The sequence below is a fragment of the Sphingomonas aurantiaca genome, assembly GCF_003050705.1.
GTDB lineage: Bacteria > Pseudomonadota > Alphaproteobacteria > Sphingomonadales > Sphingomonadaceae > Sphingomonas > Sphingomonas aurantiaca.
In genome coordinates this window covers 237125-262566 of record NZ_QAOG01000003.1, presented here as the reverse complement: position 1 = coordinate 262566, position 25442 = coordinate 237125, and the positions used below count along the sequence as shown (strand labels likewise).

The 25442-nt window shown below is 68.1% G+C and carries 22 protein-coding genes and 1 tRNA gene; 13 read left to right on the top strand and 10 right to left on the bottom strand.

All coding sequences use genetic code 11. The annotated features are described in order from the left end of the window. Positions 1-3 precede the first annotated feature (3 nt). Positions 4-2163 carry a GumC family protein gene (locus C8J26_RS10145; RefSeq protein ID WP_107957803.1) on the top strand — a complete coding sequence of 720 codons (2160 nt, stop codon included), beginning with the start codon at positions 4-6 and terminating at the stop codon, positions 2161-2163. A 13-nt stretch (positions 2164-2176) separates the two neighbouring features. On the opposite strand, the gene C8J26_RS10140 is transcribed toward C8J26_RS10145, so the two are convergent. Then, on the bottom strand, positions 2177-3088 hold the full coding sequence (locus C8J26_RS10140) for a glycoside hydrolase family 26 protein (RefSeq protein WP_234422775.1): 912 nt from the start codon (positions 3086-3088) through the stop codon (positions 2177-2179). Between the two features lie 224 nt (positions 3089-3312). On the opposite strand from C8J26_RS10140, the gene C8J26_RS10135 reads away from it, so the two are divergent. Then, complete coding sequence (locus C8J26_RS10135) at positions 3313-4584, top strand: hypothetical protein (protein WP_244185248.1); 1272 nt, start codon at positions 3313-3315, stop codon at positions 4582-4584. Here C8J26_RS10135 and C8J26_RS10130 read toward each other — a convergent pair. Together C8J26_RS10130 and C8J26_RS10125 are read right to left on the bottom strand one after the other, a co-directional pair. Beyond that, positions 4568-4807, bottom strand: coding sequence for a hypothetical protein (locus tag C8J26_RS10130; RefSeq protein WP_146168806.1), 240 nt, complete (start codon positions 4805-4807; stop codon positions 4568-4570). The two genes, C8J26_RS10135 and C8J26_RS10130, sit on opposite strands and share 17 nt — an antisense overlap. Positions 4808-4950: 143 nt before the next feature. Further along, entirely contained in the window at positions 4951-5931 is a 981-nt protein-coding gene (locus C8J26_RS10125) for a glycosyltransferase family 2 protein (protein ID WP_107957802.1), read from the bottom strand. Positions 5932-5981: 50 nt separating this feature from the next. On the opposite strand from C8J26_RS10125, the gene C8J26_RS10120 reads away from it, so the two are divergent. Then, positions 5982-6956, top strand: a complete 975-nt coding sequence (locus C8J26_RS10120; protein ID WP_107957801.1) for a glycosyltransferase family 2 protein — start codon at positions 5982-5984, stop codon at positions 6954-6956. After that, entirely contained in the window at positions 6956-8473 is a 1518-nt protein-coding gene (locus C8J26_RS10115) for a lipopolysaccharide biosynthesis protein (protein WP_167398816.1), read from the top strand. Before C8J26_RS10120 ends, C8J26_RS10115 begins: the two co-directional genes overlap by 1 nt. Here C8J26_RS10115 and C8J26_RS10110 read toward each other — a convergent pair. After that, entirely contained in the window at positions 8470-9486 is a 1017-nt protein-coding gene (locus tag C8J26_RS10110) for a polysaccharide pyruvyl transferase family protein (protein WP_167398815.1), read from the bottom strand. The two genes, C8J26_RS10115 and C8J26_RS10110, sit on opposite strands and share 4 nt — an antisense overlap. Before the next feature lie 323 nt (positions 9487-9809). On the opposite strand from C8J26_RS10110, the gene C8J26_RS10105 reads away from it, so the two are divergent. Next, positions 9810-10826, top strand: a complete 1017-nt coding sequence (locus tag C8J26_RS10105; protein WP_107957798.1) for an acyltransferase family protein — start codon at positions 9810-9812, stop codon at positions 10824-10826. A gap of 39 nt (positions 10827-10865) precedes the next feature. Here the strand turns inward: C8J26_RS10105 and C8J26_RS10100 are convergent. Beyond that, positions 10866-10942, bottom strand: a tRNA-Pro gene (locus C8J26_RS10100). A 302-nt stretch (positions 10943-11244) separates the two neighbouring features. Here C8J26_RS10100 and yajC point away from each other — a divergent pair. Genes yajC through C8J26_RS10080 form a run of 4 tightly spaced genes read left to right on the top strand, consistent with a single transcriptional unit; the run spans position 11245 to position 14548 of the window. Continuing rightward, on the top strand, positions 11245-11586 hold the full coding sequence (gene yajC / locus C8J26_RS10095) for a preprotein translocase subunit YajC (RefSeq protein ID WP_056416442.1): 342 nt from the start codon (positions 11245-11247) through the stop codon (positions 11584-11586). Further along, entirely contained in the window at positions 11586-13190 is a 1605-nt protein-coding gene (gene secD / locus C8J26_RS10090) for a protein translocase subunit SecD (RefSeq protein ID WP_056416439.1), read from the top strand. The genes yajC and secD overlap by 1 nt, the downstream gene beginning before the upstream one ends. Positions 13191-13204: 14 nt before the next feature. Then, on the top strand, positions 13205-14173 hold the full coding sequence (gene secF, locus C8J26_RS10085) for a protein translocase subunit SecF (RefSeq protein WP_056416436.1): 969 nt from the start codon (positions 13205-13207) through the stop codon (positions 14171-14173). Then, on the top strand, positions 14174-14548 hold the full coding sequence (locus C8J26_RS10080) for an MTH938/NDUFAF3 family protein (RefSeq protein WP_107957797.1): 375 nt from the start codon (positions 14174-14176) through the stop codon (positions 14546-14548). Here C8J26_RS10080 and C8J26_RS10075 read toward each other — a convergent pair. Both C8J26_RS10075 and C8J26_RS10070 read right to left on the bottom strand, forming a co-directional pair. After that, positions 14530-15711: a glycosyltransferase gene (locus tag C8J26_RS10075; RefSeq protein WP_107957796.1), complete on the bottom strand. Its 1182-nt coding sequence runs from the start codon at positions 15709-15711 to the stop codon at positions 14530-14532. The genes C8J26_RS10080 and C8J26_RS10075 overlap by 19 nt on opposite strands. A 246-nt stretch (positions 15712-15957) precedes the next feature. Then, entirely contained in the window at positions 15958-16782 is an 825-nt protein-coding gene (locus tag C8J26_RS10070; RefSeq protein WP_107957795.1) for a class I mannose-6-phosphate isomerase, read from the bottom strand. Between the two features lie 135 nt (positions 16783-16917). On the opposite strand from C8J26_RS10070, the gene C8J26_RS10065 reads away from it, so the two are divergent. Together C8J26_RS10065 and recN are read left to right on the top strand one after the other, a co-directional pair. Continuing rightward, complete coding sequence (locus C8J26_RS10065) at positions 16918-17880, top strand: outer membrane protein assembly factor BamD (RefSeq protein ID WP_082445294.1); 963 nt, start codon at positions 16918-16920, stop codon at positions 17878-17880. Between the two features lie 66 nt (positions 17881-17946). Then, on the top strand, positions 17947-19611 hold the full coding sequence (gene recN, locus C8J26_RS10060) for a DNA repair protein RecN (RefSeq protein WP_107957794.1): 1665 nt from the start codon (positions 17947-17949) through the stop codon (positions 19609-19611). 81 nt (positions 19612-19692) lie between these two features. On the opposite strand, the gene C8J26_RS10055 is transcribed toward recN, so the two are convergent. Together C8J26_RS10055 and C8J26_RS10050 are read right to left on the bottom strand one after the other, a co-directional pair. Continuing rightward, on the bottom strand, positions 19693-20028 hold the full coding sequence (locus tag C8J26_RS10055; protein WP_208631369.1) for a hypothetical protein: 336 nt from the start codon (positions 20026-20028) through the stop codon (positions 19693-19695). Positions 20029-20172: 144 nt separating this feature from the next. Next, positions 20173-20952 carry a class II aldolase/adducin family protein gene (locus tag C8J26_RS10050; RefSeq protein WP_107958143.1) on the bottom strand — a complete coding sequence of 260 codons (780 nt, stop codon included), beginning with the start codon at positions 20950-20952 and terminating at the stop codon, positions 20173-20175. 98 nt (positions 20953-21050) lie between these two features. Between C8J26_RS10050 and C8J26_RS10045 the strand changes: the two genes are divergently transcribed. After that, positions 21051-21719 carry a Crp/Fnr family transcriptional regulator gene (locus tag C8J26_RS10045; protein WP_107957792.1) on the top strand — a complete coding sequence of 223 codons (669 nt, stop codon included), beginning with the start codon at positions 21051-21053 and terminating at the stop codon, positions 21717-21719. A 302-nt stretch (positions 21720-22021) separates the two neighbouring features. Here C8J26_RS10045 and C8J26_RS10040 read toward each other — a convergent pair whose 3' ends face one another. Then, complete coding sequence (locus tag C8J26_RS10040) at positions 22022-22993, bottom strand: SDR family oxidoreductase (protein WP_056416417.1); 972 nt, start codon at positions 22991-22993, stop codon at positions 22022-22024. A gap of 116 nt (positions 22994-23109) precedes the next feature. On the opposite strand from C8J26_RS10040, the gene ligA reads away from it, so the two are divergent. Then, on the top strand, positions 23110-25236 hold the full coding sequence (ligA, locus tag C8J26_RS10035; RefSeq protein ID WP_107957791.1) for an NAD-dependent DNA ligase LigA: 2127 nt from the start codon (positions 23110-23112) through the stop codon (positions 25234-25236). Positions 25237-25442: the final 206 nt, after the last annotated feature.

Here is a 25442-nt window from a genome sequence, read left to right as displayed (position 1 = left end):
GCCATGGACGACTTCCGCTCCAGCCAGACTGCCGAACCCCGATCGAAAGGGCGATTGGCCGCGACGATCGGCGATCCGATGGACAGCATCCGCCATGCGTTCGCGACCGTCCGGCATCGCAAATGGCTGGCGACCGGCGTGTTCGCCATCATCCTGGCGCTGGTGCTCGCCTACGGGTTCACGCGGACCAAGCTGTACACCGCCTCGGCAGGGATGGTCGTCAACTCGCGCGAGCTGAACGTGTCGGAAAAGGACAAGGAGGTCCTGCCCGGCCTGTCCACCGCCGAAACCGCAGTGGCGACCGAGGTCGAGATCATGCGATCGTCCGCGGTTGCGCTGGGCACCGTGCGCGCGCTCAACCTCGTCGCCAATCCGGTCTTCGCCGCGAGCATCTCCAAGCTGCCCGGTGCCGACCGCGAGGCCGCCGCGACGGGGCTCGTGATCGGCGGGACCAAGATCCTCCGGCCGGGTGAATCAAGCGTCGTCTCGATCGCGTATACCGCACCCGACCCGATGCTCGCCAAGGCGGTCGCCGACCAGATCGGCCACCAATATCTGGCGGTGAAGGAAAAATCGCGCCGTGCCGCGGTCGAGCAGGTCGGCCGCGGGCTCGGCACCGAACTCGACAATCTGCGCGTCCAGCTCGAGGCCGCGGACACCGAGGTCGCACGCTATCGCGCGCAGCACGACCTGTTCGACAGCCAGGGCGCGACCTTCACGCAGCAGGAATTGTCGCTGTACAAGCAGCAACAGGCCGCAGCGCAGGCTGCACTCGCCGATGCGCAGGCCAAGCTCAGCACCGCGCGCGGCCAGACCCGCAAGGGCGATACCGGCGGCGTCGGCGCGGTGCTGCAATCGCCGGTGATCCAGCAGCTGCGCAACCAGCGCGCGTTGCTGGCGACCACCTATGCCGATCTGCAGGGCCGCTATCAGCCCGATCACCCCGACCTGATCCGCACCAAGGACCAGGTCGAGGCGCTCGACCGCGCGATCGGCGCGGAGACGAGCCGGCAGCTCGCCAATCTGAACGCCAACGCGCAGATCGCGCGCGACCAGGTCGCCAATGCGGCGGGGATCGTCGCGCGGACGACGGGGACGCTGGCCAGCGACAACACCGCATCGGTCCAGCTGTCGCAGCTCCAGCGCAAGGCGGACGGCCTGCGCGCGACCTACCAGGCGCTGCTCGAGCGCAAGAACCTGATCAGCAGCCAGGCGCTGGTGGCGGACGAGGATGCGCGCATCTTCTCGCCCGCAGCACTGCCGCAGCGGCCGACCTCGCCCAACAAGCCGCTGATCCTGATGATCGGCCTGGTGCTGGCGACGATCGTCGCGGGCGCGGCGGTGTGGATCGCCGAGGCGTTCGATCGCAAGCTGAGCTCGTCGGCGGATATCGAGCGCAAGCTCGGGCTGCCGCATATCGCCAACATCCCCGAGATCGCGTCGATCGCGCGGCCCGGCGAGGAAGGCATCTCGCCGATCGACTTCCCGGTGGAACGCCCGCTGTCGCTCTACGCCGAACAGCTGCGCGCGGTGCGGCTGGCGCTGGTGCGCAAGGGCCGCAGCGGGATGACGAGCGTCGGGATCACCTCGGCACGCCCGAGCGAAGGCAAGACGACGCTCGCCATCTCGCTCGCGCGGACGTCGGCGATGGCGGGCAGCCGGACGCTGCTCGTCGATGCCGATCTGCGCCGCGCCTCGGTGTCGCGCGTGATGGGGCTGCCGCCGCATGCGGGGATGGTGCAGGTGCTGCGCCGCACCGCGACGCTGGACGAGGCGCTGATCCACGATCCGGTCAGCGGGATGTACGTGCTGCCCGCAGGCGACACGACCGAGAACCGGCAGGACCTGTTCGCCGCGAGCAATATCGGCGCGTTGCTGGCCGAGGCGGAAAAGCGCTTCGACCTGGTGATCTTCGATGCCGCCCCCGCGCTCGCGGTCACCGATGCGCGGCTGCTGCTGCGCCAGGTCGACGAGGTGCTGATGGCGCTACGGTGGAACGACACGCCAAGCCAGAGCGCGGCGGCGACGCTCAAGCGGATGCGCGCGCTCGATATCGAGCCGCTCGGCGTGATCGCGACCCGCGTCGACATGCGCCAGCTGGCGGTCTTCGGCCACGGCGATGTCGATCGCGATCACGCCGACTACGGGGCCTATTATGCCTGAGTCGGCTGGCCGGTCATTGTGCGAACTCCGCCTTGTAGGCCGCCAGCGCCAGCGGGAACTTGCCCGCCGACATCGTCGAATCATAATCGGACGCGGTGAAGTCCCAATAGCTTTCATAGGCGACGCGGTGCGCGCGCATCCACGCGGCCATGTTGTGGATGAACAACGGGTCGTCGCCATACCCATGCCCGTCGGGCCGCGTGCCGGTGCCCCATTCGGGAACCACGATCGGCTTGTGGTGCGTCAACGCGAACCGGGCGACCCAGTTCAGCCCGTAATTGGCGGTGAGATAGCCCTGCCAGCGGGTGGCGGGATCGCTGTCCTGCGGGCGCCAGCTCTGGTTGTAGATGTCGATGCCGACCAGGTCGACGACGTCGTCGCCCGGCCACAGCGACTCGGGCGGGTTCGCGCCGGTGCCGAGCGACGGGTTCCACACGATCCGGAAATGCTGGCCGGGCACCGCGCGCAGCACGCCGACGACGTGACGGAACGCGCCGACGAACGACACCGGATCCTTCTCGGCCGACCAGGCATACCAGTTGCCGTTGAACTCCCAGCCGAGCCGGATGACCGTGTTGGCGCGCCCCTTGGCGACGAGCAGCTCGCCGATCTTGCGGAACTCCGCGTCATATTCGCCCGCCGCCGCCGAGCTGAGCGTACCGCCCTTGACGACGAGCGGGACGCCGAGCGCGAGGCGGACGGGCTGGTTCTGCCAGCAGGTCATCGCCCATTGCGCGCCGCTGTGCAGCTGCGCCCAGCTCTCGGCGGACAGGAAATCGGACACGCCATCGAGCTTGCGCCCCATCACGCCCTGATAGCGCGGCAGGCGATCCTTGCCGTCGCAGCCGGCGCCCTTGTAGACGTACATCAACGGATTGGCGTGCGCGGGCGTCGCGGCCAATGCGCTGGCAGCAAGTGCAATCATAACGGCAGTCCGGACCATAAGGCGGCACTCCTGCCCGGCCGGAATGAGACGAGACGCCGGCCGGCCGGGCGACGGCGGCGGCGATCAATCCTCTACCGGTCCACTCTATGGTGGCCTTCGCGAAGCGTTACGCACGTTCCGCCCCGCGGCAAGGCACCGCGCCGCGCGCTGCCCTTCGCACGCGACGAGGCGAGTGCGACGTGGCGCGCGCGCGGGGTCATCGCGTGAGCACCGCCTCGCTTTCCCGGCACGAGACGCTGCGCGACGACGCGGTGGCGGACGCGGAGGATCAGTCCGCGCGCAACGGCCGGATCTTCGTCCACGGGACGCTGATCGCCTGCCTGATCCTGCAACGCTTCGGTGCGATGCCGGGCGGCAGCGCGCTGTTCATCAGCCTGCCGCTGTTCGCGCTGCTGCTCGGCTGGGGTCTTGCCAGCGGCATCGCGACGCTGCGGCCGCGCGGCATCGCGCTCTATTTCGTCTTCGCCGCCTGCACCTTGCTGTCGACGCTGATCGCGCTGACGACCCCGGACGGGCGGTTCGGCACCAGCGTGCCGTCGATCGTCGCGATCCTGGTCACGTACAGCTTCACGCTGATCGGCCCGAGCGCCCGGTTCGACCGGACGACGGTGTTCCGGCTGTTCCTCGCCTATACCCGGTTCATCGCGGCGGCGGGCATCGTCCAATGGGCGGTGCAGTTCATCGGCATCCGGATCTTCTCGTTCATGGTGACCGTCCCCGCGCTGAAGCCGGTGCTGGTCGAGCCGCAGTTCAACTTCAACCCGATCCTGCATTACGGATCAACGATCCTGCGCTCCAACGGCTTCTTCCTGCTCGAGCCGAGCATGTTCTCGCAGACGCTCGTGATCGCGATCGTGATCGACTATTTCATCCTGGGGCGGGTCAAGTACCTGCCGCTGTACCTGATCGCGTACATGCTGTCCTTCTCGGGCACCGGCGCGCTGTCGCTGGCGCTGGCGGTGCCCTTCTATGCGTGCCTGTCGGCGCGCAATTTCGGGCGGGTCGCGGGGTTTGCGATTGCGGGCGTCGTCGCGCTGGTGCTGGGGTCGATCGTGTTCCCCGAGCAGGTCGGATCGATGCTGAGCCGTACCAACGAGCTGAGCTATTCGGGGTCGAGCGGCTATGCGCGCTTCATCGGCCCGTTCCTGCCGATCGCGGAGCTGAGCCACGAGGCGCGGATCCTGATCGGCTGGGGGCCGGGCGCGACCGAACGCTATCTGTATTTCAAGGAAGGCACGGGCAATTCGATCGCCAAGCTGATCACCGATTACGGCGCGATCGGGATCACCGCGTTCCTGGCGATGTTCGCGGGCACGCTGTGGCGGCGCGAGACCGCGATCCTGTCGGTGCTGGCGCTGACCACCTTCATCATCGGCGGCGGCTATCTGTTGTTCACGCCGATGCTGGTGCTGCTGTTCCTGCTGTGCATCTGGGGCGGGACGACGCCCGGCGACGCGATCAGATCAGCCCGATGATCACGATCCAGAGCCCGATCCCGACGACCCCGGCAGCGGCCCAGGACGTCAGCGAGATGCGACGCCCCTCGATCCCCCCAACTGGCATCGCGGCTGGCGCGGCGGGCGACCGGGTCCCGGCATCGGCGTACCGCGCCTCGGTCCGGTTGAGCGGCTCCTGCGCGATCGGCGGGGACTGCATGGGCGTATCGCCGGCTCCCATCGAATCCTTGCCAATCATCACGACCTCTCCACCCCGTATTTTTTCCGCCTCACATGGCCGCAATCATGGCACGGCATAGCCCGAAGCCGCCCCGTGTCCGCTGGACCTTATGTGCTTATCCTTCCATCATAGATCATGCGCGGGCGTTTGGCTTGTGGAATCCGCTACAGAGTCCGGTCGGCGTCGACATCCTGGTCGCGGAACCGCAGGCGCGACACGATCGCATGGTTGGTCCGGCGCTGCACCGCCGCCGCGACGACCATCGCCACCCGCTTGGGCTGCGGATCGAGCCACAACGCGCCGAGCATCAGCCGGCGCGCCTGCGTGAAGCGGCGCATCGTGAAGTTGACGCGGCCGCATTCCCACATCTGACTGGCGCGCATCGTGCGTTCCAGCTTGTGCCAGGCCGGGGCGCTGAACCGCGCACGGATCGCGGCATTGTTGCCGATCGTTTCGAGACAGGGCTGGTGATTGGCCCAGTCGACCGACAGGCCGCCCGACGAACTGCCCGGCCGGACGCGGAGCGAGAATATCTCGGGCTCGGTCCCGATAAAGGCGAACTCACCCTTGGCGGCGAGGCGGCACCAGAATTCCCAGTCCTCGCTCAGCCGCAGCCGCGTGTCGAAGCCGCCGAGCTTGCGCGCGACGTCGGTCCGGATCAGCACATGCCCGCCATTGGCAAGAAAATTGCCACGCAGCATCGGCTCGAGCACGTCGCCATCGGGATAGCGGTGCTGCGCGAGCGGCTTCTGGTCGGGATAGGGCGCGCCGCCCGGCAGGATCTTGAGGAACGTGCCGAACGCAGCGACCGCCGAGTCGCGCGCATCAAGCGATGCCGCGAGACGCGCAAACGCGGTTGGGTTGAGCACGTCGTCGCCATCGAGGAACATCACGAACCGGCCCTGCGCGAGCGCCAGGCCGTGGTTTCGCGCCGCCGACACCCCCGCATTGCTTTGCTGCACCAGCGAAATACGCGGGTCGTCGAGCGTCCGGACCTCGGCCGCGGTGGCGTCGGTCGAGCCATCGTCGACGACGATCGCCTGCCACGTGCCGAACGATTGGGCCATGATGGATGCCAGACAGGGCAGAACGAGCCCGGCGACGTTGTATGCCGGCACGATCACGGTAATTTCGGGGTTCGACATCTTGCTCCTTTCGAGCAGCGATCCTGGAAACCCCCAACAAGGGAGCTCGTATGATCCAGGCCAGCGTCATTATCCCAGCCTATAATGCGGCGCAGTATATCGAAGCGGCAATCGCTTCCGCAATGCAGCAAGAACGCTGCACATTGGAGATCATCGTGGTCGATGACCGATCGACCGATACCACGGCCGCGATCGTCGCGGAAATCGCGCGCGGCGATCCGCGCGTGTCGCTGCTGGCGCTGCCGCGCAACGGCGGGCCGTCGGCCGCGCGCAACGCCGGCATCGCCGCGGCGCGCGGCGAGTGGATCGCGCTGCTCGATGCCGATGACAGTTTCGCGCCCACGCGCCTCGCGACGCTGATCGCGCTGGGCGAGGCGAAGCAGGCCGACATGGTGGCGGACAATCTGCTGCTGGTCGATGCGGTCGACGGGTCGCAGATGCCGATGCTGGCGCCGGGCGCGCTGGCGGAACCCTGCCGGATCGACCTGACCGAGTTCATCGCGCGCAACATCTCCTCGCCCGACGCGCCGCGCACCAATTACGGGTTCCTGAAACCCGTGATGCGCCGCGCGTTCCTGGCGGAGCACGGGCTGCGCTATGACGAGACGGTGCGGTTCGCGGAGGATTTCGCGCTGTATGTCGGCTGCCTGCGTGCGGGCGCGCAGTGGTGGCTGCATCCCGAGCCGCTCTATCGCTATTTCGTGCGGCCCGATTCGCTGACTCAGATCCAGACGACCGGCGATCTCGATGCGCTGCGCCGTCGCCAGCGCAGCGTGCTGGCCGAGGCGCGCGCCGCCGGCGACGCTCGGCTGGTGGCGCTGCTCCAGCGGCATCTCCGGACGATCGACCGATGCTATTTTTACCGCGGCTTTACCGACGAGGCGAAGGCGCGCCGGCCGCGCGCGGCATTCGGCTATCTGTTTGCGAGCCCGGCGAGCGTGCTGCTCGTCACGCAGGAGGCTGCGCGCCAATTGCCGCTGATCGTGCGCAAGGCGTTGCGCGGCGGCTATGGGACGAAGACCTGATGACCGATAGCGTAACGCCGCCCGGCCTCTCGCCCGAAAGCCCCGACTTCTCGCCGCAGGGCAACGCCACCGCGCTCAAGCGACAGTCGGCGGTCGGCGCGGCGGTGACGATGGGCAGCCAGGGCACCAAGTTCGTGCTCCAGTTCGGCAGCCAGGTCGTGCTCGCGCGGTTGCTGCTGCCGACCGATTTCGGCCTGCTGGCGATGGTCGGTCCGCTGGTGGCGGCCGCGTTGCTGCTGACCGACCTCGGCCTGTCGGCCGCCACGGTGCAGCGCCCGACGATCAACCAGGTCGAATTGTCGAGCCTGTTCTGGCTCAACGTGCTGATCGGCTGCGGCCTTGCCGGCGTCGCGATAGCGGCAGCCCCGCTCGCGGCGATCTTCTACGCGACGCCCGCGGTGACGCCGGTGATGATGACGATGGCCGCCGCGCTGCTGCTGTCGAGCCTGTCCGCGCAACATATCGCGCTGCTCAACCGCCGCATGCGGTTCGGCGCGATCGCGATGATCGAGGTCGGCGCGCTGATCGCCGGCGTGATCGTCGGCGTCGGCGGTGCGCTGTGGGGGCTCGGCTATTGGTCGCTCGTCGCGATGCAGGTGACCAACGGCGCGGCGACGCTGATCCTCGCCTGCGTCTTCTCGCGGTGGCGGCCGTCGCGGCCGGGCATCTCGCGCGACGCGCTGCACCTGTTGCGGTTCGGCGGCACCGTGACCGGGTATAATCTGCTCGGCTATCTGATCACCAATCTCGACAATATCCTGATCGGCGCGCGGTTCGGCGCGGGGCCGCTCGGCATCTATGATCGCGCGTACAAGCTGATGTTCCAGCCGCTGTGGCAGATGACCGCGCCCGCCGCGCGAGTCGCGGTGCCGTTGCTGTCGCGGCTGTCGGCCGATCCCGCCGAGTATCGCGGCGCGTATCTCGCGATGCTCGGCGGCGTGCTGACGCTGACCACGCCGGGCATCCTGTGCGCGATCGTCTTTGCCAAGCCGGTGATCCTGGTGCTGCTCGGCGAACGCTGGATCGCGTCCGCGCCGACCTTCGCGTGGCTCGGCGTCGCCGCGCTCAGCCTGCAGCTGCGCCAGGCCGCATCCTGGCTGTTCGTCAGCCAGGGGCGTGCGCAGGAACAGCTGAAATGGGGCGGGCTGGGATCCGCCGCGGTGATCGCGGGCTATCTCATCGGCATCTTCTGGGGCCCCAAGGGGGTCGCGATGTCCGCCGCGATCTCCAGCGCGGCGGTGCAGATCCCGATGATGTGGTGGGCGGTGACGCGCAGCGGCCCGGTGACGCGGAGCGACGCGATCCGGTTGCTGGTCCCGATCGCCGCCGCCGCCGCGATCGCGGGCGGCCTGCTCGCGCTGGCCGCCTATGCGTTCGTCTGGGCCAGCTTGCCGATGCTCGCGCTGGCCGGGGTGCTGGCCTATGCGCTGTTCATCGGTGCGCTGGCCCTGTTCCCGGAGGGGCGCATCCAACTGGCCAAGGCGGGGGGGATCGTCCGCCGGCTGGCCAAACGCTAGCCCGCGCGGACGTCCGCGATCAGCCCCGCGACGGCGTGGTCGAGGCGGCCGAGGCGATCGGCGAAGATGCCGTCGTCGCTGAGATAGCTTCGGCCCGCCGCCGCCGCCTTGAGCGCGCGGCTCGCGGTCGCCAGCCGGCGTCCGTCGAACTGCGTTGCCGCGACCTTGAGCAACGCCTTGATCGCGCCGGGCGCCTTGACCGCGTCGATCACCGCGGGCTCTTCGCGGAACCGGTCCTGGAACTCCGCGATCAGCGCGGCATCGTCTGCGCCCGCCGAGTCGACGCGCGCGACGCTGCGCCCGCCCGCCTGGGTCAGCCGGCTGATCCGGTCGTAGCGGAACGACTCGAGCCGCGTGGTCGGCGGCAGCGGGACGGGCTGGTAGGCGAGATCGAGCGAACCGGCCCAGTCGCGCCACTTGAAGATGCTGACCTCGGGCGAGATCATCACCGGGATCCACGGGATGCGCAGCGTGTCCGCAACGATCGCGCCGTGCATCGCCTCGGTCACGACCAGCTTGGCGCGGCCATAGCAGGCGAGGATCCGGTCGGGCGTCCATTGCGGATCAACGAAGGTCATGCCCGCGCGCTCGGCGGCGGCCTGCCAGTTGCTGTTCACGAGCGTCCGGTGATGCGGCATGAACAGGATCTCGTCGGCGCGCGCCGAGCGGGGGACGAGATCGGGCAGATTGGCGAGCAGCGCCGCGCTGTCGGTGACCGCGGCGGACGGCTGTCCGACCACGCTGGCGGTGAGCGGGCCGCGCACCGCGCAATAGGTCCAGCGCGCAGAGTCGTCGGGCAAGCGGCCATAGGCAGCCCCCGACCCCATCACGAACACGCGCTTGCCGATGGTCTCGACGCCGCGGAACCGGGCCTCGTCCAGCAGGCTGCCGATACCGACGAGCACGGTGTCGGGCGCCGAGCGGACGTCGTCGGGCAAGACGCGCGGCCAGATCAACTCGTTGAGGTCGTCGCCGAAATTGCCGACGGCATCCTTGTAGTAGACGATGTGCATAGCTGTTCCTGTCTCAGTCGTCGGCGATCGCGGGATGCGGCCGACCGGGCAAGCACGCCTGGCCTGCCGGCAATAGGGGTGCGGGGCGGCGGCGGGGGGACGACGCAGCAAGCCACGCGGGGCGGAAAACGTCGTCCATTTCGTTACTGCACCGCAACATTGGCCGACATGCAAGGCCCCCCAGGACCGGATCGGGACGTGTCGTGCAGCGTTCGCGTCTATCGCAGATCGCCGCGGTTCTTCGATCGCCCGAGCCGAACGGTGCCACGTTCCAAAGCATAGGCCACGCATGACGCGACCGCCCGAGGCTATGCTGCGCTGCAATGACGCGTCTTTATGGTCTTCAGTATCTGCGCGGTCTCGCTGCGTGCGCGGTCGTCGCCTATCATGCAGCGGACCGCGCGCAGCGGCCCTTCACCGTCGGGGAAGCGGGCGTCGACCTGTTCTTCGTGCTCAGCGGGTTCCTGATGTGGGCGATCACCGATGCCGACAGCCGGCCGGGCCGGTTCCTGGCCGATCGCGCCAAGCGGATCGTGCCGATCTACTGGATCGTGACGTCGGTGATGCTCGCCGGCGCGCTTGCCGGGCTGTTCCCGGCGGTTCGGCTGAGCGTCGCGCATGTCGTCACCTCCTATGCTTTCCTCCCCTCGGTGTCGCCGAGCAACGGGCAGATATGGCCGTTGCTCGTGCCCGGCTGGACGCTGAATTACGAAGTGGGGTTCTACCTGCTGTTCGGCGCGGCGCTGTGCCTGCCGCGCGCGGTGCAGCTCGGCATGCTCACCGCGGTGCTGATCGCGCTCGCTGCGATCCACCCGCTTGTCGGGCGCGACCAGGCGGCGCTGTACTTCTATTCCGACCCGCACATCCTCGAGTTTCTCGGCGGGCTGTGGCTGGCGCAGCTGTGGCGGAGCCCGGCGTTCGGCCACGCGGCGACTCGCGGCGTGCTGATCGCGACGACGGTGGCGCTGTGCGGGCTTGCGCTCGCCTTGCCGGCGGAATGGCCCAAGGCGCTGCGCTACGGATTGCCTGCGCTGTCGGCGGTCGCGACGATCCTCGCCTATGAGCGCCGGCCGGGCGGAATCGCCGAGCTGCCCGCGCTGCGGTTGCTCGGTGATGCGAGCTACTCGATCTATCTGTGGCACACGCTGGCGCTGGCAGTGACGGCGAAGATCGCGATGGCGCTGCACATCGCCGGCGCGGTGGCGATCCCGCTGCACATGGTCGCCGGGATCGGCATCGGGCTGATCGGCTATGCCGGGCTCGAAAAGCCGGTGATGCGGTATTTCCATCGCCGCAAGCGCTTGGCCGCGGTCGCCCTAGAGGCGCGCGCGACTGCGTAAGCCCCGCCTGGGATCGAGTCCCGATGTGATGAAATAAAATGGTCGGGGCGACAGGATTCGAACCTGCGACCCCCACACCCCCAGTGTGATGCGCTACCAGGCTGCGCTACGCCCCGACCGATCGGGCAGTCGCAAGACCACCCGAGGGGCGCGCACTACGCGGGGTCGCGGCGGGATGCAAGTGCGAACACCGCCGGTTTGTGGACTCCTCGCCTAGAGCGGCGTTGCGGAGCGGGTCTGGCATGCGGGTGGTCGCGCGGGCGCCCCGTCTCATCCTCCGGCCATCTGTTGCGCGGGACCCCAAGCGATGATAGCGGGCGGACCAATGCGACCGGCCGCGCGGCGTGCGGCCTGAAACTCTCCTTCAGCCAGATATGGCCTCCAGCCAGACATGGCCTTTAGCCAGATACGGAACTCCATGTTCATCTCACCAGCTTATGCCCAGGCCGCAGACGGCGCCGCCACAGCCGGGGGCGGGATCGCCTCGTTCCTGAGCCTCGCGCCGCTCTTCCTCGTGTTCGTCGTGTTCTACTTCCTGATGATCCGCCCGCAGCAAAAGCGGATGAAGGCGCTGCAGGCGTCGGTCGCCGCGGTGAAGAAGAATGACAGCGTCGTCACGTCGGGCGGAATCCTCGGCAAGGTGACCAAGGTCGAGGATAATGTCGTCGAGGTCGAGATCGCGCCGAACGTCCGCGTTCGCGTCGTCAAGGCGACGCTGACCGACATCACGAGCCCGAACACGAAGCCGGCCAACGACTGATGCTGGATTTTCCGCGCTGGAAGGTCGGGTCGATCATCGGGTTGCTGGCGGCACTCTGCCTGCTGGCGATCCCGAGTTTCCTCCCCGAGAGCACCACGAGCAAATGGGGTAGCATCCCCCATCCGCACATCAATCTCGGGCTCGATCTCGCGGGCGGCAGCTATCTGCTGCTCGAAGCGGATACCGCCGACCTCGCCGCGACTCGGATCGAGGCGATGCGCGACAGTGTGGCGGGGACGATGCGCAACGGCACGCCCAGGATCGAGATCGGCGACATTTCCACGCGAGGCGGTCAGCTGACCTTCCTGCTGCGCGATCCGAGCCAGGTCGACGCGGCGCGCGAGCGGCTGCTGGCGATCACCGGCGGTGGCGCCGGGATGAGCGGCCAACGCGAGTGGGATATCACTGTCGTCGACACGAGCCGGTTCGTGCTCAAGCCGACCGAGGCGGGGCTGACCCAGGCCGTCGACACCGCGATGAAGGACGCGACCGAAGTCGTCCGTCGTCGCATCGACGAACTCGGCACCAAGGAGCCGACGATCGTCCGCCAGGGCGCGACTCGGATCGTCGTGCAGGTGCCGGGGCTGAAGAACCCGCAGGCGCTCAAGGAGCTGATCGGCAAGACCGCCAAGCTCGAGTTCAAGCTGGTCGACCAGACCGCGAACCCGACGGACCTTGCCAAGGGCATCGCGCCGATCGGCAGCCAGGTCCTCCCCTATCCCGGCAATCCGCAGGGCGTGCCGTTCATCGCGGTGAAGCGCTCGGTGATCATCTCGGGCGATCAGCTCGCCGATGCGCGCCAGGAGTTCGAGCAGCAGACCAACGCGGCGCAGGTCGCGATCACGTTCGATGCCGTCGGTGGCCGTCGCTTCGCCAAGGTGACGACCGAGAACACCAACAAGCCGTTCGCGATCATCCTCGACAATACGGTGATTTCGGCGCCGAACATCAACGAGCCGATCCTTGGTGGTCGTGCATCGATCTCGGGCAACTTCACGGTCGAATCGGCGAACGCGCTGGCGATCTCGCTGCGCTCGGGCAAGCTGCCGGTTGCATTGAAGGTGGTCGCGGAGAGCACCGTCAGCCCTGATCTCGGCAAGGATTCGATCCGTGCCGGCGTGCTCGCGTCGATCATCGCGGCGCTCGCGGTGATCGTGTTCATGTTCGTCACCTATGGCCGGTTCGGCCTGTATGCGAACCTCGCGGTGGTCATCAACATCCTCGTCATCGTCGCCGTCATGGCGATGCTGAACGCGACGCTGACGCTGCCCGGTATCGCCGGCTTCGTGCTGACGATCGGTACCGCGGTGGATGCCAACGTGCTGATCAACGAGCGTATCCGCGAAGAGCGGCGACGCGGGCGTAGCGTGATCCAGTCGGTCGAGCTCGGCTACAAGGAAGCGTCGCGGACGATCTTCGAGGCGAACGTGACGCATGCCATCACCGGCGTGATCATGCTGCTGCTCGGCTCGGGCCCTGTGAAAGGCTTTGCGGTCGTTCTGCTGATCGGGATCTGCACGTCGGTGTTCACCGCCGTCACGTTCACGCGGATGATGGTCGCGCTGTGGCTGCGGAAGAACCGCCCCACCACGATCAATATTTGAGGCGGGAGATTACCATGCGCCTGCTGAAACTCGTTCCCGACAACACCAACCTGAAGTTCGTGTCGCTCCGCAAATGGGCGTTCGGGCTGACCCTGCTGCTGTCGTTGCTGGCGATCGGACTCGTCGTCACCAAGGGCTTGAACATGGGCGTCGACTTTGTCGGCGGCGTCCTGATCGAAGAGAAGTTCGCGACCCCGCCGTCGATCGACGCGGTCCGGACCGAAGTCGACCGTCTCGGCGTCGGCGAGGCCTCGATCCAGTCGTTCAGCGACCCCAAGACGCTGTCGATCCGCCTGCCGATCCCGCAGAGCAACGACGAGGGGGCGACCAACCGCCTCGTCAAGAAGGTGTCGGACGACCTCGCGGTCAAGTTCCCCGGCGCGACCTTCTCGAAGTACGACACGATCTCGGGCAAGGTATCCGAGGAGCTGATCAGCAAGGGTCTGCTCGCGGTCGGCCTCGCCATCCTCGGCATCGCGCTGTTCGCGGTGGTGCGGTTCGAATGGCAGTTCGGCGTGTCGACCGTCGTCGCGATCGTCCACGATCTGTTGATGACGCTCGGCTTCTTCGCGCTGACGCAGTTCGAGTTCGACCTGAACATCGTCGCGGCGGTGCTGACGATCATCTCCTACTCGATCAACGACAAGATCGTGATCGACGACCGTATCCGCGAGAATATGCGCCGCTATCGCAAGATGGACATGCGCGAGATCATCGACCTGTCGGTGAACGAGACGCTGCCGCGCACGGTGATGACGTCGGTGACGATCCTGCTCGCGCTGGTCGCGATGCTGGTGCTCGGCGGCCATGTGCTGCGCGGGTTCACCGCGGCGATGATCCTGGGTATCGTCGTGGGGACGTATTCGTCGATCTACGTGTCGTCGTCGCTGCTGATCACGCTGGGGCTTCGTGCCGATCCGGCCCCGCGCAAGGGCGGCGTGCAGGACGGTGCCGAACGGGTGGGCCCGAAGGTCGAACGCTAAATGAGGATGGACCGCGAGAAGACCGATGGGCCGATGATCTCGGCGATCGGTCGGGCTGGGTTCAAGGTCGACGACGGCTATTATACCGCTCTGTCGATCAGCCCCGAGCGCGCGGATGGCTGGACGCCGCCTGCGTTCGAGACGCTGGGCGAGGCGGATGTGGCGGCATTGCTCGCGCTCGATCCGCCGCCGGAGTTCCTGTTGCTGGGGACCGGTTCGGCGCTGCGCCAGCCGCCGCTTGTGTTCAAGCGCGCGGTCGAGGCTCGCGGGTTCGGGATCGAGGCGATGGACAGCCGCGCCGCCGCCCGCGCGTGGGCGGTGTTGCGCGGCGAGGGTCGCTGGATCGTGGCGGCGCTCTACCCTCTCGAAGGGTGATTCGCGGCTAACGTCGCCAGATGCGCGTAGAGCGCGGTGGTGTTGGCCTCCCAGGTGAAGGCGGCCGCGGTGGCGCAGGTTGCCGCCGCTGTCGGGGGATCCTTGAGCAGCGCGTCGATCGCGGCGGCGAATGCCAGCCCGTCGCGGATCGTGACCCGGCCGGCATCGGGCGAGGTCACCACTTCGTGCGCGCCGCCGGCGTCGGTGATGACGATCGGCGTGCCGCAGGCGAGCGATTCGATCCAGGCGTTGGCAAGGCCTTCCGAACTGGAGGCCAGCGCGCTGACGTCGGCGGCGGCGATCAGCCGGGGCAGGTCGGTGTGCGGGACGGCGCCTAGCAGGCGGACCCGGTCGCTGATGCCGTGGCGCGCGATCCGCGCCTCGAGCGACGCGCGTTCCGGCCCCTCGCCTGCGATCAGCAGCGTGACTCCGGGGAGTGCTGCGACCGCGTCGATGACGATGTCATGCCGCTTGCGCGGGATCAGCGCGCCGACCGAGACGACCAGCGGGCCGGTGACGCCGAGTGCTGCCTTTGCAATGGCCCGGTCTATTGGGTGGAAGCGCGCATGGTCGACTCCGGTATGGTGGACTCGGATGCGGTCGGCGGGGAGCCCCATCGCGATCATGTCGGCCTTCATCGCCGCGCTGACCGCGAGCATGCCATCGGCGCCCTGCCCCGCGGCGCGGACGGCGGCGGCCGTGGCGGGGGCGTTGCCCCAATGGTGGATATCCGCGCCCCGCGCCTTGATTGAGACGGGGACGCCGTAACGCTTGCCGAGCGCGACCGCGGCCGGGCCGTCGGGGAAGAAGAACGACGCGTCGATCACGTCGAACGCGAATGTTTCGCGCAAGGTGTCGAGGATCGGGACTAGCGCTCGCTCGAGTGCGGCAGCGTGGCCGCGGCCTTCCGTGAAGGGGATGGCGGTGAAGCGCGGGCGGTGGACGTCGAGGCCTTTCCACGTCTCGCGCCGGGGGAGTTTGGCGAGGGGTGCGTAATGGCGGAGGCGGCCGAGCGGGCCCGGCGGAAGGCCGATCGGGGCGACGAGCTTTAGGTCTACGTCGGGATGCGCGGCGAGGCCAAAAGTCTGGCGCTCGACGAAGACGCCGAAATTGGGGCGGGTGACGTCGGGGAACAGGGTGGAGAGGGTCAGGACTCTGAGCATTGCGGCTGGATATAGGGCGGCGGGGTTAACGGAGCATCATGCCTGTCATTCCACCCCGGCGGAGGCCGGGGCCCAATTGGGGGACGGTGATGGCGTGGGACGGCGTCCGGTTACTGCTGCCTTCCCAATTGGGCCCCGGCCTTCGCCGGTGTGGTGGTAGTTGGGGGGGCGTCGCCCTCACCTTGTGTCCCCGCGAAGGCGGGGACCCAGACTGGGCTCCCGCCTTCGCGGGAGCACATTCTCTCTTCAGATCCGCTTGGCGAGGGGATAGGCGAACAGGACGTCGGCGTCGGCGCTGGTCGAGACGGTTTCGCTGCCCGTCATCGTCGCGCATTCGCCCGCCTTGAACGCCACGCCGGCGACGTGGCCCGACCCGGTGACCGGGATCACCCAGCCGGTCGTGCCCTCGGGCAGGTTGACGACATGGTCGCCACCCTTCCAGCGCTCGAGCACGAATTTGGGGCCCTCGACCATGATCGTCCGGCCGGTCTCAACCTCGATCGGCGGCGCGACGGGGACGTAGGGCGTCGGATCGGCGACGTCGATGCCGTCCTTGAGGTGGAGTTCGCGGTCGCTGCCGTAATCGTAGAGCCGGTAGGTGGTCTCCGAATTCTGCTGGACCTCGATCACGGTGAGCCCGCCGCCGATCGCGTGGATCGTGTCCGACGCGCAATACATGAAGTCGCCGGGCTGGACGGGCTTCCAGTCGAGCTTGTCCTCGATCGTGCCGTCGATCGCCGACGCGCGCAGGTCGTCCTTCGACATCGGCGCCTTCGTGCCGACCGCGATCGTCGAGGTCGGCTCGGCGGCGAGGATCGTCCAGCATTCGTCCTTGCCGCGCGGCAGACCACGCGCATGCGCCTGCTCGTCATCGGGATGGACCTGCACAGACAGCTTCTCGCTGGTGAACAGATATTTGATCAGCAGGTCGGGCGTGGTGTTGCCGGGCTCCTGGAACCAGACTTCGCCGATCGGCGGCGAGCCCGCGGCGGGATCCTCGAAGCCGGGCCAGAGCGTGTCGCGACCCCATGGCTTTTCGACGCGGTGGGTGTGCAACAATGTGGCCGGCATGACATGATCCTCGATAACAATGGCGTGACGCCAACGCGCGACTATTGCCGTGCGATCCGGTTGGCGGGAAGGGGCAAGAGCGACCCGGCGAAAAGGATTGTTCGCGGCTATCCGCTTACGCTAAGGATCACGCCGATGCGTATCACCCAGTCTCGTGCCCTCGCGGTCACGCTCATCGCCGCGCTTGCGCTCCCCATAGCCGGTTGTGCGGGTGGCCGCGCCGCCAAGGGCGACCTCCCCTATGTCGCGCGCGACGTGGGCACGCTGTACTCGACCGCCAAGCAGCGGCTCGACCAGGCGCGCTACAAGGAGGCAGCCCAGCTGTTCGACGAGGTCGAGCGCCAGCATCCCTATTCGATCTGGGCGCGCCGCGCGCAGATCATGTCGGCATTCAGCTATTACCTCGCCAAAGACTACACCGCGTCGATCAGCTCGGCGCAGCGCTTCCTGGCGGTCCATCCGGGCAACCGCGACGCGCCGTACGCCTATTACCTGATCGCGCTAGGCTATTACGAGCAGATCACCGACGTGACTCGCGACCAGAAGATCACGCGCCAGGCGCTCGATTCGCTCGGCGAGCTGATGCGGCGCTATCCGAACACGCGCTATGCGTCGGATGCGCGGCTGAAGATCGATCTGGTCAACGACCATCTCGCGGGCAAGGAGATGGAGATCGGCCGCTTCTACGAGACGCGCGGCCAGTGGCTCGCGGCGAACGGCCGGTTCCGCACGGTGATCGACAAGTTCCAGCAGACCACGCACACGCCCGAGGCGCTGATGCGGCTGACCGAGACATATCTGCAGCTCGGCGTGCCGATCGAGGCCGAAAAGGCCGCGGCGGTGCTCGGGCGCAACTATCCCGGCACCGACTGGTATGATCACGCCTACAAGCTGATGCGCGACCATCCGGTCAAGCCGATCGCCCCGCTCGCGCCCGGTGAGCCGGTGGTGGCGACGGGTACCGCAGGCACGCCGGGTACCGGCGCGCTGGAGCTTCCCAAGGCCAACGGCAACACCGGCGGCACCGGCGCGGGCAGCATTTCGAGCCCCGCCCCCGTCGGCCCGGGCAGCGCGACGCGGACCGGCCCCGGTAGCTGATCGCAAAATCCGCGATGAGAACAATGGGGGATCACCTTCACGCGCGGATCGGCTAAGACGCGCGCGATGCTGACCGATCTTTCCATTCGCGACGTGGTGCTCATCGAGGCGCTGGATCTGGGATTCGGCGAAGGGCTCGGCGTGCTGACCGGCGAGACCGGCGCGGGCAAGTCGATCCTGCTCGACGCGCTGGGGCTGGCGCTTGGCGGACGCGGCGACAGCGGGCTGGTGCGGCATGGTGCTGCGCAGGCGGTGGTGACCGCGACGTTCGACGCCCCTGCCCCCGAATCGCCGCTCGCGCTGCTGTTCGACGAGAACGGGCTGGAGATCGAGCGCGGCGAGCCGCTGATCGTGCGGCGGATCGTCAAAGCGGACGGCGGCAGTCGCGGGTTCGTCAACGACCAGCCCGCGTCGGCCGGGCTGCTGCGCGAGATGGCGCCGCATCTGGTCGAGATCCACGGCCAGCATGACGAGCGCGGGTTGCTCAATGCGCGCGGGCATCGTGCGTTGCTCGACATTTTCGGGCGGACCGAGCCGGGCGCTACGGGGAAAGCGTATGCGGGGTTTCGTGCGGCCGAGGCGGAGCTTGCCGCCGCGCGCGCCGATATCGAGACCGCGGCGCGCGATCGCGAGTGGCTGGAGCATACCGTCGCCGAGCTGACCGCACTGGCGCCGGTCGCGGGCGAGGAAGAGACGCTGGCGGATACGCGGCGCTCGATGCAGCGCGCGGAGAAGATCGCCGACGATCTGGCCGCGATCGACGATTTTCTCGAGGGTAAGGACGGCGGGCTGGCGAAGCTGCGCCAGGCGGCGCGCGTGCTGGAGCGGATCGCGGAGGATCATGTCGCGCTGGGCGAGGCGCTCGCGGCGGTCGACCGTGCGGTGATCGAGGCGTCGGTGGCCGAAGAGCAGTTGCGCGATGCGCGCGCCGAGCTCGCTTATGATCCGCGCGCGTTGGAGGATGACGAGGCGCGGCTGTTCGAGCTGCGCGCGATGGCGCGCAAGCACCGTGTGCAGCCCGACGATCTGGCGGCGCTGGCGGACGAGATGCGCGCGCGGCTCGAGCGGCTCGATGCGGGTGAAGGCGGGATTGCCGTGCTCGAGGCGCGGGTGGCGTCGACGCGCAAGGCGTATGATACGGCCGCCGATGCGCTGACGAAGCGGCGGCTGGCGGCAGCCAAGCGACTCGATGTCGCGGTGGCGGGCGAGCTTGCGCCGTTGAAGCTGGATGCGGCGCGGTTCCAGACCGTCGTTGCGCCGCTGGGCGAAGAGGGCTGGTCTTCGGCGGGCAAGGACCGCGTCGAGTTCGAGATCTCGACCAATCCGGGCGCGCCGTTCGCGGCGCTCACCAAGATCGCGTCGGGCGGCGAATTGTCGCGCTTCATCCTCGCGCTGAAGGTGGCGCTGGCGGAAGAGGGCGGCGCGTCGACGATGGTGTTCGACGAGATCGATCGCGGCGTCGGCGGCGCGGTGGCCAGCGCGATCGGCGAACGACTCGCGCGGCTGGCGCAGAGCACGCAGCTGCTGGTGGTCACGCACAGCCCGCAGGTTGCGGCGCGCGGCGCGAAGCATCTGCTGATCGCCAAGAGCAACGACGGGACGGTGACGCGGACCGGCGTGCGGGCGTTGTCGGAGGACGAGCGCCGCGAGGAGATTGCGCGAATGCTGTCGGGCGCGATGATTACCGACGAGGCACGCGCGCAGGCGGAGCGGTTGCTTGAGCGGGCCTAATGGTGATTGGGGGCTTGGCCTAATCGGCCGTGTTTGCCCAAGCGTCCCGTCCTCTAGCCCTTGCTCGCGGGCTCAGGGCGTCTAGTGTCGCGGGTGGCCGAGGTGGATCTTGAGCACCGGCACGACGATGGAGTCGCCGCCCACTTTGCGCAGGCCGTGCAGTGCGCGGCTGCCGATGCCGCCGTCTTCGCGGATCGCGGCGTGGAGGGGGGATTGCTCGGTGTGAATCATGTCGTCGAGGCCTGCCGCGCTGGCGTCCGAGCGGGGCCATAGCGATTGCTGGACCCGGTCGTCGGCGGAGGACTCGTCGTTCCAGTCATAGCCGATCGCGGGGGCGGGTTTGGGCGAGATATGGGTTTGCTGCGCCATGGCTGGGGTGGCGCAGAGCATGACCAACATTAAAGCTGTCGCTTTCATCGTGCCCTCCCTGCCCCCCCGGCGGAGGCCGGGGCCCAATTGGAAAACAGCAGTTGGTCAGCGCGGTACTGCGTTACAACGACCTTGCCAATTGGGCCCCGGCCTTCGCCGGGGTGGTGGCATCTATTCCCGTCGCGCCCGGGCTCAGTCGCGGAAGCTCGGGTCGATCCGGTCGAGTTTGCGGAGCAGTGCCGGCCAGGCGAGGCCATCCGCGAGCATCCGCATGCCGGGACCGCTCGACTGGCCCTCGACCTTCTCCGCCACGCCCTGGTTCGGGGTGTTGAGATTCTCGCGACCGGCGCTGAGCATCAGCACCTGCGCCTCGCACGCGCGTTCGAGGAAATACATGCGCAGGAACGCCTGCGGGATCGATTCGCCGACCGTCAGCGTGCCGTGGTTGCGCAGGATCATGCTGTGCTTGGTGCCGAGATCCTCGACCAGCCGCTCGCGCTCGTCGAGCTCGGTCGCGATGCCTTCGAAGTCGTGATACGCCACGTCGTGCCCGGCGATCATCGCGGTCTGCGTGTGCGGGAGCAGCCCCTCCGCCATCGCCGACACCGCCTGGCCGTGCGGCGTGTGCAGATGCAGCACCGCAACCGCGTCGTCGCGCGCGGCGTGGATCGCAGAGTGGATCACGAAGCCGGCGCGGTTGACCGGCGCGGGCGTGTCCATGACCTTGTCGCCGTTGACGTCGATCTTGACGAGCGACGACGCGGTGATCTCCTCGAACATGTGCGTGTAGGGGTTGATGAGAAAATGATGCTCGGGGCCGGGCACGCGCGCCGACAGATGCGTGAAGATCAGGTCGTCCCAGCCATAATGCGCGACCAGCCGGTATGCGGCGGCGAGATCGACGCGGAGCGCCCATTCCTCGGGCGACACCAGATCGCGTACGGTCGGTTCGGTCCTGAGTGCGGTCGCCATCATCCATCTCCTGTTATTATGCCCGGGAAATAGCATGGCCGTCAGCGCGACAATGTCGCCGGATTGACAATTGATCGGATCGGTCGACACGATGCGTCATGGCACCGATCGATACCGGGCGGCTCGAAGCCGATGCGTGGTTCGGCGCGGTGCCGGCCGCGCGCCGCACGCTGTTGCTGGCGCAGGCAAGTGTGCGGACGGTCGCGGCGGGGACTCGGCTGTACGGTGTCGGCGATCCGCCGGATGGACTGTGGGCGGTGCTCGACGGGCAGGTCCGGTTGATCGGTTATCCCGCGGTCGGCGCGGAGCTGGTGGTGCTGATGATGGGGCCGGGGACGTGGTTCGGCGAGCTGTCGACGCTCGACGCGGGGCCGCGGCCGCACGATGCGATCGCGTTTGGCGCAGCGCGCGTGCTGCATATCGGGATCGAGGCGTTCCGGCGGCTGGCAGCCGCCACGCCCGAATTGTGGTGGGACATCGCGCTGCTGGCGTGCGCGCACCAGCGTGCGTCGCTGGCGTTCATGATGAACACGCTGTCGCAGCCGATCCCGGTGCGGCTCGCGCGGACGCTGGGGGGCATGGTGCGCGCGGCGGGCGGGGACAGCGTCGCGCTGCGCCAGGAGGATATCGCTGCGATGATCGGGGTGTCGCGGCAGACGCTGAACAAGGCGCTGAAGGCGATGGAGCGCGAGGGGGTCATCGCGCTGGCGTATGCGCGGATCCGGGTGGTGGATGCGGAGGGGTTGCGGCGGTTGGGTAAGGGGTGAGTTTGTTTTTGCCACCTTCAGAGTATTACCACCCCGGCGGAGGCCGGGGCCCAGTTGGGGGACGGTGATAACCGCGCGCATTGCTCCGTTACTACGACCTTCCCAACTGGGCCCCGGCCTTCGCCGGGGTGGAGCTCAGAGGGTAACGTGAGGTTTTGCGGTTTCTGATCCTCCCCTGCCGGGGGGAGGTGGCTGGCGCTTGCCAGGCGGAGGGGAGGACGGGATAACGTCTGCTCCGTGTTCCTCCCCCTCCGTCACCTTCGGTGCCACCTCCCCCTTGCGGGGGAGGATCGTCAGTAGGACTACAGCACGCCGCTGCCGCCGGTTGCTGCGAACGCGCTGCCGCTGGTGAAGCTGGTGCCCGTCTCGGCCAGCGTCACGAACAGCGATGCGAGTTCGGCGGGCTGGCCCGCGCGGCCGAGCGGGGTGTCCTGGCCGAACTCGCCCATCTTGCCCGGCAGCTGGCCGCCCGCGACCTGGAGCGGCGTCCAGACCGGGCCCGGCGCGATCATGTTGACTCGGATGCCCTTCTTGCCGAGCTGTTTGGCGAGCCCCTTCGTGAAGATCAGGATCGCCCCCTTGGTGGTCGCGTAATCGAGCAGCTCCTCGCCAGGATCGACCGAGTTGACCGACCCCGTGTTGATGATCGACGCGCCCGGCTTCATCAGCGGGATCGCCGCCTTGCACAGGTGGAACATCGCATAGACGTTGGTCTTCATCGTCCGGTCGAACTGCTCGAAACTGATCTCGGCGATCGACGCCTTCGACTGCTGGTAGGCGGCGTTGTTGACGAGGATGTCGAGCCCGCCGAGCTCGCGTGCGGCGCGCGCGATCAGGTCGGTGCAGAATTTCGCATCGGTCAGGTCGCCGGGGATCAGCACGACCTTGCGCCCCTCGGCGCGGAGCAGCTTGGCGACATCCTGTGCGTCGGGCTCCTCGGTCGGGTAGTAGTTGATCGCGACGTCGGCGCCTTCGCGCGCGAACGCGATCACCGCCGCGCGACCGATCCCGGAGTCGCCGCCGGTGACCAGCGCCTTGCGGCCCGCGAGCCGCCCCGAGCCGCGATAGCTGGCCTCGCCGCAATCGGGGACCGGGCGCATGTCGCGCTGGAGCGCGGGCCATTTCTGCCGCTGTTCAGGGAAAGGCGTCGAGACGAAGCGCGTCTGCGGATCGGCGAGCGGCGCCTGGCCTTGCGCGAATGCCGGTGCGGCGGCGGCGGCGAGGCCGGTGACGGCGGCGCCCTTGAAGAGGTCGCGACGGTTGGTGTCGGTCATGATGGCGGATCCTGCGAAAAATTGTCGTGGGATCTCAGCGCGCAAGTCGCGCGAATGTTCACGCCATGTTGATCGAGGTCTTGTCGAAAGGTGGCCCCCTCCCCTAACCCGGCGCAATGCCTGACCTTCCCGCGACCGAGACCGAAGCCGCCACCGAACTGGAGGCGCTCGCCGCGCAGATCGCGTATCATAATGCGCGCTATCATACCGACGACGCGCCCGAGATCAGCGATGCCGAGTATGACGCGCTGGTGCGGCGCAATGCGGCGATCGAAGCAGCGTTTCCGACAGCGGTACGCGCCGATTCGCCGAGCCGGACGGTGGGCGCGGCGCCTGCCGGGCATCTGGCCAAGGTCGCGCATGCCAAGGCGATGATGAGCCTCGACAATGCGTTTGCGGACGAGGAGGTCGAGGAGTTCGTCGCGCGCGTGCGCCGGTTCCTGAAGCTGGCGGACGACGCGCCCGTGGCGCTGACCGCGGAGCCGAAGATCGACGGGCTGTCGTGTTCGCTGCGCTATGAAGAAGGGCGGCTGGTGCAGGCGCTGACGCGCGGCGACGGGCAGGTCGGCGAGGACGTCACCGCCAATGTCCGCACCATCGGCGATATTCCCCAGCAGCTGGCCGGCGCGGCCCCCGCGGTCTTCGAGGTTCGCGGCGAGGTGTATATGGCGAAGGACGACTTCGCCGCGCTCAATGCGCGCCTGCTCGCCGAGGCCGAGGAGACCGGCAAGGACGCGCGGCAGTTCGCCAATCCGCGGAACGCCGCCGCCGGATCGCTGCGCCAGAAGGATGCGAGCGTGACCGCGAGCCGGACGCTTCGGTTCCTCGCGCATGGCTGGGGCGAGGCGAGCGTCGTGCCGGGCGAGACGCAGGCCGAGGTGGTCGACACGTTGCGCGGCTGGGGCTTTCCGATCGCCGACGGGTTTGCGCGGGTCGAGGGGACGGCGGCGGCGCTCGACGTGTACCGGACCATCGAAGCCGAGCGCGCCGACCTGCCGTTCGACATCGACGGCGTGGTCTACAAGGTCGACCGGCTCGACTGGCAGGCGCGGCTGGGCCAGGTCGCAAAGGCACCGCGCTGGGCGATCGCGCACAAATTCCCCGCCGAGCGCGCGCAGACATTGCTCGAGCGGATCGGCATTCAGGTCGGGCGAACCGGCGCGATGACTCCGGTCGCGCGGCTGTCGCCCGTCACCGTCGGCGGCGTCGTCGTGACCAACGCGACGCTGCACAATGCCGACGAGATCGAGCGACTCGGCGTGCGGCCGGGCGACCGCGTGCTCGTCCAGCGCGCCGGCGACGTCATCCCGCAGATCGTCGAGAATCTCACGCCCGACGCAGAGCGCGACGCGTATGTCTTCCCGCATAGCTGCCCCGAATGCGGGTCCGCCGCCGAGCGCGAGGAGGGCGAGGTCGTCTATCGCTGCACCGGCGGGCTGATCTGCCCGGCGCAGCGGGTCGAGCGGCTGATCCATTTCGCGTCGCGCCATGCGTTCGACATCGGCGGGCTCGGCCAGACGCTGATCGAGGCGTTCTTCCGCGACGGGCTGATCGAATCACCCGCCGATATCTTCCGGCTGACCGAGGAGCAGCTCGCCGCACGCAAGAAGGACGGGCGGGTCTGGGCGGCGAAGGTGATCGCGGCGATCGCGACCAAGCGGACGATCCCGCTCGACCGGTTCCTGTTTTCGCTCGGGATCCGTCATGTCGGCGAGATTACCGCGCGTGACCTTGCGCGACGCTATGTGTCGGCCAAGGCGCTCGGCAGCGTGTTGCGGCACGCGGTCTTTCTGCGTTCGCAGATCGAACCGGTCATCGGCGAACCCGAGCGGAAATTCGTGCTCCGCCGCGACAAGCTGCTGGTCGGCGCGATCGAGACCGCGGGGATCGGCCCCGAGGTGGCGAGTGCGCTCGTCGGTTTCTGCGCCGAGCCGCACAACCGCCGGGTCGTGTTCGACCTGTTGCGCGAAGTGAAGCCTGCCGACGTCGTGCACGAGACTCGCGAGTCGCCGGTGACCGGGCAGATCCTCGTCTTCACCGGCAGCCTGGAGACGCTCAGCCGTGACGAGGCCAAGGCGCAGGCGGAAGCGCTGGGGGCGCGAGTTGCCGCGTCGGTCTCGAGCAAGACCGGACTCGTGATCGCCGGGCCGGGCGCAGGCTCGAAGCTGAAGAAAGCCACCGATCTCGGCATCCGCGTGATCACCGAGGCCGAATGGGCGGAGATCGTCGCCGCCGCGGGCTGACGACGATCGCACGCCTCATGGCGGCGTTGGTTCCCGGCCCCGCCAGATCGGTTCAATTGCGTTGCTATTTTGCAACGCAACACGACCGAGTGTGTCTGTGACACTTCCCGACTCGCCAATGTCACATATCCGAAATATTCCCGGTGCAGGGCCGGATTAACACGACATGAAGTCGCGAAATTCGGGGCCGCAGGCTCAACAAGGGG

What these genes read in the sequence shown, in the direction of transcription:
- C8J26_RS10145 (WP_107957803.1), top strand. Translation starts at nt 4, where the DNA reads ATGGACGACTTCCGCTCCAGCCAGACTGCCGAACCCCGATCGAAAGGG.
- C8J26_RS10140 (WP_234422775.1), bottom strand. Translation starts at nt 3,088, where the DNA reads ATGATTGCACTTGCTGCCAGCGCATTGGCCGCGACGCCCGCGCACGCC.
- C8J26_RS10125 (WP_107957802.1), bottom strand. Translation starts at nt 5,931, where the DNA reads ATGTCGAACCCCGAAATTACCGTGATCGTGCCGGCATACAACGTCGCC.
- C8J26_RS10120 (WP_107957801.1), top strand. Translation starts at nt 5,982, where the DNA reads ATGATCCAGGCCAGCGTCATTATCCCAGCCTATAATGCGGCGCAGTAT.
- C8J26_RS10115 (WP_167398816.1), top strand. Translation starts at nt 6,956, where the DNA reads ATGACCGATAGCGTAACGCCGCCCGGCCTCTCGCCCGAAAGCCCCGAC.
- C8J26_RS10110 (WP_167398815.1), bottom strand. Translation starts at nt 9,486, where the DNA reads ATGCACATCGTCTACTACAAGGATGCCGTCGGCAATTTCGGCGACGAC.
- C8J26_RS10105 (WP_107957798.1), top strand. Translation starts at nt 9,810, where the DNA reads ATGACGCGTCTTTATGGTCTTCAGTATCTGCGCGGTCTCGCTGCGTGC.
- yajC (WP_056416442.1), top strand. Translation starts at nt 11,245, where the DNA reads ATGTTCATCTCACCAGCTTATGCCCAGGCCGCAGACGGCGCCGCCACA.
- secD (WP_056416439.1), top strand. Translation starts at nt 11,586, where the DNA reads ATGCTGGATTTTCCGCGCTGGAAGGTCGGGTCGATCATCGGGTTGCTG.
- secF (WP_056416436.1), top strand. Translation starts at nt 13,205, where the DNA reads ATGCGCCTGCTGAAACTCGTTCCCGACAACACCAACCTGAAGTTCGTG.
- C8J26_RS10080 (WP_107957797.1), top strand. Translation starts at nt 14,174, where the DNA reads ATGAGGATGGACCGCGAGAAGACCGATGGGCCGATGATCTCGGCGATC.
- C8J26_RS10075 (WP_107957796.1), bottom strand. Translation starts at nt 15,711, where the DNA reads ATGCTCAGAGTCCTGACCCTCTCCACCCTGTTCCCCGACGTCACCCGC.
- C8J26_RS10070 (WP_107957795.1), bottom strand. Translation starts at nt 16,782, where the DNA reads ATGCCGGCCACATTGTTGCACACCCACCGCGTCGAAAAGCCATGGGGT.
- C8J26_RS10065 (WP_082445294.1), top strand. Translation starts at nt 16,918, where the DNA reads ATGCGTATCACCCAGTCTCGTGCCCTCGCGGTCACGCTCATCGCCGCG.
- recN (WP_107957794.1), top strand. Translation starts at nt 17,947, where the DNA reads ATGCTGACCGATCTTTCCATTCGCGACGTGGTGCTCATCGAGGCGCTG.
- C8J26_RS10055 (WP_208631369.1), bottom strand. Translation starts at nt 20,028, where the DNA reads ATGAAAGCGACAGCTTTAATGTTGGTCATGCTCTGCGCCACCCCAGCC.
- C8J26_RS10050 (WP_107958143.1), bottom strand. Translation starts at nt 20,952, where the DNA reads ATGGCGACCGCACTCAGGACCGAACCGACCGTACGCGATCTGGTGTCG.
- C8J26_RS10045 (WP_107957792.1), top strand. Translation starts at nt 21,051, where the DNA reads ATGGCACCGATCGATACCGGGCGGCTCGAAGCCGATGCGTGGTTCGGC.
- C8J26_RS10040 (WP_056416417.1), bottom strand. Translation starts at nt 22,993, where the DNA reads ATGACCGACACCAACCGTCGCGACCTCTTCAAGGGCGCCGCCGTCACC.
- ligA (WP_107957791.1), top strand. Translation starts at nt 23,110, where the DNA reads ATGCCTGACCTTCCCGCGACCGAGACCGAAGCCGCCACCGAACTGGAG.